The sequence below is a fragment of the Polaromonas sp. P1_G4 genome (genome assembly GCF_056405475.1).
In genome coordinates, this window is record NZ_JBFUCA010000176.1 from 1 (window position 1) to 7,804 (window position 7,804).

Below are 7,804 nucleotides of genomic sequence, written 5' to 3' on the forward strand. Positions count from 1 at the left end.
CACCACCACCGTGCGGGCGCTGGAGTCGCACGCCAAATTCGGTCCCGACTGCAACGACACCAACATCTTCATCACCCCGGGCTTTGAATTTGCCGTGGTAGACCTGCTGCTGACCAACTTTCACCTGCCCAAAAGCACGCTGATGATGCTGGTCAGCGCGTTTTCAGGCTACGAACACATCATGGCGCTGTACCGGCATGCGATTGCCGGGCGATACCGCTTTTTCAGCTATGGCGATGCCATGCTGCTGACCCGTAAAACCCCTCTGGGGAACACCTGAGGGTGCCTGAATCTCCCCGCGTACACCTGCGACAATCCCAAGATGCTCGAATTTGAAGTTCTGAAGACCGATGCTCCGGCTGGCGAAGGCGCCGGCGCCTACCTCGGTTCCTACGCCCGGCGCGGCAAACTGACGCTCAACCACGGTGTGGTGCAAACCCCCATCTTCATGCCCGTCGGCACCTATGGCACGGTCAAAGGCGTGATGCCGCAGTCACTGCACGACATGGGCGCGCAAATCATCCTGGGCAACACCTTTCACCTCTGGATGCGCCCAGGCCTCGACGTGATGCAGCAGTTCGGCGGCCTGCACAAGTTTGAAAGCTGGAACAAGCCCATCCTCACCGACAGCGGCGGTTTCCAGGTCTGGTCGCTGGGCGAAATGCGCAAGATTTCGGAAGAAGGTGTGAAGTTCGCCTCGCCCGTCAACGGCGACAAGCTCTTTTTGACGCCCGAAATCTCGATGCAGATCCAGACCGTGCTCAACAGCGACATCGTCATGCAATTCGATGAATGCACGCCTTACGACACCAAGGGCCACATCACCACCGAAGGCGAAGCGCGCAGCTCGATGGAGCTGAGCCTGCGATGGGCCAGCCGCTGCATTGCCGAATTCAAAAAACTGGAGAACCCCAACGCGCTCTTCGGCATCGTGCAGGGCGGCATGTTTGAAAACCTGCGCCAGGAATCGCTGGATGCGCTGGTTGAGCTGGAATTGCCCGGCTATGCGATTGGCGGCGTGAGCGTGGGTGAGCCCAAGGAAGAAATGCAGCGCATCATGGCGCACACGCCGCATCGCCTGCCGACGAACAAGCCGCGCTACCTGATGGGTGTGGGCACACCTGAAGATCTGGTCGAAGGCGTGGCAGCCGGTGTTGATATGTTTGACTGCGTGATGCCGACGCGCAATGCGCGCAACGGCCACATGTTCACGCGCTTTGGCGACCTGAAGATCCGCAATGCGCGCTACAAGACGGAAGACCAACCCGTTGATGCCACCTGCAGCTGCTACACCTGCAAGAATTTCTCGCGCGCCTACATGCACCACCTGGACCGCTGCGGCGAAATGCTGGGCCCCATGCTGTCGAGCATCCATAACCTGCATTACTACCTGAATCTGATGCAGGAAGTCCGCGACGCACTGGACGCCGGCCGTTTTGGCGAATTCACCGCGCAGTTCCACGCTGACAGGCAGCGGGGCGTCTGATGAACATCAACCTGCAACGCTGGATTGACCGCTGGGTCGGCATACCGCTGTGTGCTGCGGTATCGGGCGTCGATGCCGTGATGCGGCAATTCCGCTCCGGCGCCGACCCCGCGCCGCGCGCCATCGTGGTGATTTTGCTGTCGGAGATGGGTAGCCTGGTGCTGGCCCACGACATGTTCACGCGCCTGAAGCAGCGCTACCCCGACGCACCGCTGCACGCCCTGCTCTTTGGCAAGAACCGCGAAATCCTCGACCTCATGCAGGTGGTGGACCCGGCCAACGTGCACACGGTGGATGACAAGTCGCTGGGCGGCCTGCTGTCCAGCCTGTGGAAGGCTATTGGCGAGCTGCGGCGCGCGAATGTTGACGTGGCGATTGACTGCGAGCTGTTCTCGCGCATCAGCAGCCTGCTGTCGTATGCCAGCGGCGCGCGCATCCGCGTGGGCTTTCACCGCCACACGCAGGAAGGCCTGTACCGCGGCTCGCACATCAACCGGCCCGTTCCCTACAACCCTTACCAGCACATCAGCGCGCAGTTTCTGACATTGGCGCGCGCGATTGATTCCACCGCCGTTCCGAAATCCAAACTGCCCGCGAATCTGGCCGCGGCAGGCATCGGAAAACCACCGCCGCACATACAGCTGGATGCGGCGCTGGTGCCAGGCATCCATGCGCGATTGGCGCAGGACTTTCCCGCGATTGCCGGCAAGCTCCTGGTGCTGGTCTACCCGGGCGGGGGCATCCTGCCGATCCGTGCCTGGCCATTGGCTTCCTACACCGCGTTGTGCGAAGGGCTGGTGGCCGACGGCTGCGCCGTGGCCGTGATTGGCCTGAAAGACGACCAGGCGCTGGCGCAGCAACTGGTAGCCAACGTGCAGGCGGCCTTCCCCGGCAGCCCCGTGATTGACCTGACCGGCTATACGCGATCCATTTCCGAACTGCTGGCGCTCTTTCATGTGGCACGCCTGCTGGTCACCAACGACGGTGGGCCTGGGCAGTTCGCGGCGCTCACGCCCATCTGGACACTGATGCTGTTTGGCCCCGAGACACCGGGCCTGTATGCGCCGCTCACACCGCAGTGCCATTCCTTTTACAGCCAGTGGCCGTGTTCGCCTTGCCTCACTGCCTACAACCACCGCTCGTCGTATTGCGACGGCGACAACCAGTGCCTGAAGGTCATTGCGCCCGAAACCGTACTGGCCAAGGCGCGCGAGTGCCTGGCAACGCCCTGACCCCATTCCGATGACAACACTCCGATCCATAGCAGAGGCTGTCATCAGCCGCCTGCCTGAGCGCCTGCAACCCATGGTGCGCTGGCGCTTCATCAAGTTCGGCGTGGTGGGCGCCAGCGGCACGGTGGTGAATGTCGCCGTGCTGTATGTTGCCCAGGAATTCCTGTTCAGCCACATTGCCGACTTCCATTCCCGGCTGAACTACTCCATTGCGCTGGCCATCACGATCGCCACCATCAGCAACTTTTACTGGAACCGGCGGCTGACCTGGCGCGACCGCAAGCATGAAGTGCACCACTCGGCACTTTTCCTGTTTTCAAAGTACGTGATGGCGGCCGGCCTGGCCATCGTGCTGCAGTCACTGCTGACCAAATGGCTGGCGCTGTACATGCACTACATCCTGGCCAACGTGCTGGCGATTGCCTTGTCCAGCGTGTGTAACTTTGTGGCCAATGACCGCATGACATTTCGCCGCCGGCGCGCGAAAATCGTGGCCCCTGACGCCGACGGCGCTGCGCCGCCCTCCACCGATACCCATGACAAGCCCTGAGTCCCTGAAAAATCGTATCCCGGCCCACCGCATCTGGATAACGCTGGCGCTACTGGTCGCGCTGGCTTACCTGTTTGGCCTTGCCGGTGACCACATTCCGCGCAACGGCGACGAGCTGGTCTATGCCCATATCGCCCGGCTGACGGCCGCGACCGGCAAGTGGCTGCCACTGGTCAGCTCCTACGATTTCATGCGCAACACCAAGCCGCCCGTGCTGTTCTGGCAGGCGATGGTCGCCGGCGGATGGGGCGGGCACTGGACGCTGCTCAACCTGCGCCTGCCGAGCGTGGTCTATACGTGGGCAATTTCGCTCATGGTCGGGCTGCTGACCTGGAAGATCGTTCGCAACACGGCCACATCCACCGGCACTGTCGCTGAAGAGCCGGTCAGCCAGGCCGCTTCAACCGATAGCAGCCGCCATGCCCTGACGATGGGCGCCATCGCGGCCATCGTGTACCTGTCGTTCTTCAGCACCTACCGCTATGGCAGGCCTTACCTCACCAGCGCACCCGAAACTTTCTGGCTGTTTGGGGTGTTGTTTGCCGTTGCCTGGGCGCCGGCAAAGTTGCTGGCCTCGCGCTGGAAATTTCCATTGCTCGCCGGCCTGGCCATCGGCATAGGCTGCCTCTACAAATCGTTTGTCATGGTGGTGCCGGTCGGGTTCGGCCTGGCCCTGTGCTACCAGGTGCTGGGTGCTCAGAAAGCTCCTTGGGAAATTTCCCGGGCCGGGATCATCACCGACGGTATCAAGGTCACAGCCATCTGCGTGCTGGCACTCGCAATCTTCGGATTGTGGTTTGCCATTGACCCGCAACCAGGAGAAGTCTGGCGCGAGTTTGTCGTCGGCGAAAACGCCGGCAAGATGAATTCGTCCAAGGGCTACTTCGCCATCGCGTTCAGCGGCAGCAGCGGCGTGTTGACGATATTGACGGGTTACTTCTCCAACGCCCTTTTCCTGCTACCCGTTGCCGTGGGCTGCTTTGTGGCGGCGTGGCGCGCCTGGCGGCAGCGCAAGGGCACTGGCAAGACCATCAGCGATGCAGAAAAAGCCATGTGGTTCTGGATGCTGGCCTTTGCGCTGGTGTTCATGGTGCCCACCCAGCGCTCCACCCGCTACCTGATCCCCGCCATGCCCGCGCTGGCCGTACTGATCGCGTTGTACTGGGAGCGCATCTCGCGCATCTGGTTCAGCCTGACCTTGCTGATCTGCCTGGGCGGCGCGCTGGCCATGGGACTGATCGGCTTTGGCGGTGTGCGGGCCACACAGGATTCCTGGCTGTACTCACCGCTCTACTGGCTCTTTATAGGGGTTCTGGCCGTGGCGTGTATTGCGGGCATGGTCAGGCGCGAGCTGACGCGCCCGATCGCTGCGATGAGCAGCTTCGCCGTACTCATTGCGCTCGCATGGGTGACCCTGCCCTTCAACGGCGACATGGGCCATTTCCGCCCCGATACTGATGCATTGCTCAAAGGCCAGTCCGTGTCGGTGCCGAGCAACTTCAACGGGCACTTTGAGCGCTACGAGTTCATCATTCCGGGCGCCAAAATCGTTCCCTACTTTGCCGCGCAGCCGGTGGACTACGAGGACGTGAATGCCCTGTTCAAGAACACGCGCTACGCCCTGGTGCAGCGCCGTGCCGGGCAAAAGCCCTGCGACGGTTGCCGCATCATCGACCAGCGCTGGGACCTGCGCTCACGGCAGGACGAAAAAGAAGGCACGCTGGGCGCGTTCAAGTCGCCCGAAACCTTCTGGTACGCCCGAGAATACCTGGTCGAGCGCGCCGCGCCCTGAGCGTCCGCTGATTGTTCTGTTCATTCCAAACCCGTATTTGACTGGAGCCCTGCGCATGCCGAAAACCTCACCGCAGGCCACGATGGCCCGACTGCTATCCCTGGTGACTGTCCTGGGCAGCTTGCTCCTTGCGCTTGGCGGCTGCGCCACGGCCATCAAGCCGCATGCGGAGACGGGTGCGCCTATGCTGGGTTTTCAGAACATGGCTCTGAACCCGGGCAATGGTGGAGAGCTGATCAGGCCCGACGTCCTGCTGCCGGGCGACATCATCCTCACCGCTGAAAACGGCATCAACTCGGTGGGTATTCGCCTGATCACGCTATCGCCGGTCAGCCATGCTGCGATATATATGGGCAACCGGCAGATCGCTGAAGCCGTGGGCTCGGGTATCCGCGTGCGCAGCATGGACGCGCTACTCAATGATGAGGCGACAGTGGTGGCGTTTCGCCATCCCGACCTTACCGCCGAACAGGCCATCAAGATCAACACCTTCGCGGCCAGCCATGAAGGCAAGAAATACAACTATGTCGGCGTGATGCTGCAGGCGCCTTTCGCGCTGGAGCGCCGCATGTGCGAGCTGCCGCTGGTGCCTTCGATGGTGCGCGACTTCTGTATTCGCGGCATCGCAGCCGTGCAGCTGGGACTGGGACGCAATGACCAGTTCTTCTGTTCGCAGTTCATCCTGGAGGCCTACCGCAGCGCCGGCCTGCCGCTGACCGACGCCGACCCCCGGCTGATCAACCCCGGCGACCTGCTGCACATGCGGGAGGGCGATGTGCCCTCCATCATGATTCACAAGCCGCTGCGGTATGTGGGGCACCTCAAGGCAGCGCCCCAGATCGTCGCCGTCGAGCAGATGCAGCAGTAGCCGGCGCCGCTGTTGGTAGTTATGGCGACGGCCACTTCAGTTGATTCAACCGCCGATGTGCATCGTGAACTGCGCACCGTTGGAGAGCTTGCACTGCCCCGTCCCCATCGTTGACGAGTTCATCTGGTAGCGGCAGCTGATATAGCTGCCCCGGCTGCCGGAGCCGTTGGCCACCCCTTCGCGCGTCGAAGAGCCCGCGATGCGCGTAGCTTCCCCATTAAAGCTTTCACCGTTGATGTTGGTGGTGAAGGTGCCGCGCCCGTTCATGTCGTTGGTCACCACCGCGCCCACCATGCCGTAGGCCTGGGCGATGTCGTTCGCCGGGTACAGCCGCGCCGCAAAGGTCGTGCTTGCCGGCATGGCCGGTGTGACATACACCGTGGAGGAAACCGGCGGATGGCCGGGCTGGACCGGCACGACGTAGCAGCYCGTCAGGGCAGTGGCACCCAGCACCGCAGCGGCCAAAGCCGTGCGGCGCGTCAGGCGTGACAGGGAGAACACGGAGGAATCGATCTTCATAAATAACCCGAAGGCCCAAGCACATGCTTGTAGAGGCAGTGTGGAGCGGAATGCCTTAAAAGTTTCGTTTAAAGATACAAGATCATTAGATTTGTACGATCAGCATCAAATGAAGATACTTCATCGAAAACCGACAGGTAGACAGCAAATCTTCATGGCGGGGGCCGCAGTCACCAAATAGCCGACGTGCAGCGCAAAGATTCAGGCTCAGGCACTATCGGCGATCCTGCCCACTTTTTTTGCAAAGATGACCATGCAATACCGCCGCCTTGGAAACAGCAACCTCAAAGTCTCCGTCCTGTGCCTGGGCACCATGATGTTCGGCAAGCAGACGCCGTTTGAAGAAGCAGGCCGCATCGTGGCGTCGGCGCGCGAGCACGGGCTCAACTTCATCGACACGGCCGATGTCTACAACCAGGGGCAGTCCGAAAAAGACCTGGGCAAGCTTCTCGCGGGCCAGCGGAACCACTGGGTCTTGGCCAGCAAGCTGGGCAACCCTGTCAGCGAGGCTGTCAACGAAGGCCACTACTCCCGCCGTTGGCTGGTGCAGGAAACCGAGGCCATTCTGTCCAGGCTGCAAACCGACTACCTGGACATTCTTTACCTGCACCGTGACTACCACGACGCCAACCTGGAGGAGGCGGTGCGCACGCTGGGCGACCTGATTCGCACGGGCAAGATTCGCAGTTTTGGTCTGTCCAACTTCAGGGGTTGGCGCATCGCCGAGGTGGTGCACCTGTGCAAAGCGCTGGGCATGCCGCAGCCCGTGGTGTGCCAGCCGTACTACAACCTGCTCAACCGCGGCCCGGAGGTTGAAATCCTGCCGGCCTGCGGCCACTACGGCATTGGAGTGGTGCCTTACAGCCCGCTGGCACGCGGCGTGCTGACCGGCAAGTACCCACCCGGCCAGCCGCCGGCCGAAGGCACACGCGCGGGCAGCGGCGACAAGCGCATCCTGGAGACCGAATTCCGCGAAGAGTCACTGGTCATTGCGCAGAAGATCAAGGCGCGCTGCGAAGCCCGGGGACAAGTGCCCGGCCAGTTCGCCGCAGCCTGGGTACTGGCCAATCCACTGATCAGTTCGGTCATCGTCGGCCCGCGCACCCTGCCGCACCTGGAGGATGTGTATGGTGCGGTGGAACTGGTGCTGGACAAGGACGACGAAATCTTTGTCAATGACCTGGTCGTGCCCGGCCACGCGTCCAGCCACGGCTACAACGACCCGGGTTACCCATTTTTTGGGCGGCCGATGGCCTGAGTCGAGGAACCTGCGGCTTCTGTCGGCCTTTCGGGAACGGCTTCATATCAGATCTGGTACTGCGACCACAAAGCATTCGTGAACCGCGACGCGCCAATA

General features: G+C 61.8%; 8 protein-coding genes. 7 read left to right on the forward strand and 1 reads right to left on the reverse strand.

The annotated features are described in order from the left end of the window. From AC1D1X_RS10745 to AC1D1X_RS10770, 6 genes are all read left to right on the forward strand, one after another. Nucleotides 1-280: S-adenosylmethionine:tRNA ribosyltransferase-isomerase (locus AC1D1X_RS10745; RefSeq protein WP_477698261.1), on the forward strand; the 280-nt coding region annotated here is incomplete at its 5' end. Between the two features lie 42 nt (nt 281-322). After that, the gene (gene tgt, locus AC1D1X_RS10750) at nt 323-1,486 is read left to right on the forward strand and encodes a tRNA guanosine(34) transglycosylase Tgt (RefSeq protein WP_477668709.1); all 1,164 of its coding nucleotides are present in this window, start codon (nt 323-325) and stop codon (nt 1,484-1,486) included. After that, entirely contained in the window at nt 1,486-2,718 is a 1,233-nt protein-coding gene (locus tag AC1D1X_RS10755) for a glycosyltransferase family 9 protein (RefSeq protein ID WP_477668710.1), read from the forward strand. The genes tgt and AC1D1X_RS10755 overlap by 1 nt, the downstream gene beginning before the upstream one ends. A 10-nt stretch (nt 2,719-2,728) precedes the next feature. Then, a complete protein-coding gene (locus tag AC1D1X_RS10760) occupies nt 2,729-3,268 on the forward strand; it encodes a GtrA family protein (RefSeq protein ID WP_477668711.1) in 540 nt (179 codons plus the stop codon). Next, nucleotides 3,255-5,060 (forward strand): ArnT family glycosyltransferase, encoded by a 1,806-nt coding sequence (locus AC1D1X_RS10765; protein WP_477668712.1) that lies wholly within the window; start codon nt 3,255-3,257, stop codon nt 5,058-5,060. The genes AC1D1X_RS10760 and AC1D1X_RS10765 overlap by 14 nt, the downstream gene beginning before the upstream one ends. Nucleotides 5,061-5,115: 55 nt before the next feature. Continuing rightward, a complete protein-coding gene (locus AC1D1X_RS10770) occupies nt 5,116-5,928 on the forward strand; it encodes a YiiX/YebB-like N1pC/P60 family cysteine hydrolase (protein ID WP_477668713.1) in 813 nt (270 codons plus the stop codon). A 45-nt stretch (nt 5,929-5,973) separates the two neighbouring features. Here the strand turns inward: AC1D1X_RS10770 and AC1D1X_RS10775 are convergent, their stop codons facing one another. Beyond that, nucleotides 5,974-6,447 carry a hypothetical protein gene (locus AC1D1X_RS10775; RefSeq protein WP_477698262.1) on the reverse strand — a complete coding sequence of 158 codons (474 nt, stop codon included), beginning with the start codon at nt 6,445-6,447 and terminating at the stop codon, nt 5,974-5,976. A gap of 253 nt (nt 6,448-6,700) precedes the next feature. On the opposite strand from AC1D1X_RS10775, the gene AC1D1X_RS10780 reads away from it, so the two are divergent. After that, a complete protein-coding gene (locus AC1D1X_RS10780) occupies nt 6,701-7,705 on the forward strand; it encodes an aldo/keto reductase (RefSeq protein WP_477668715.1) in 1,005 nt (334 codons plus the stop codon). Nucleotides 7,706-7,804 lie beyond the last annotated feature (99 nt).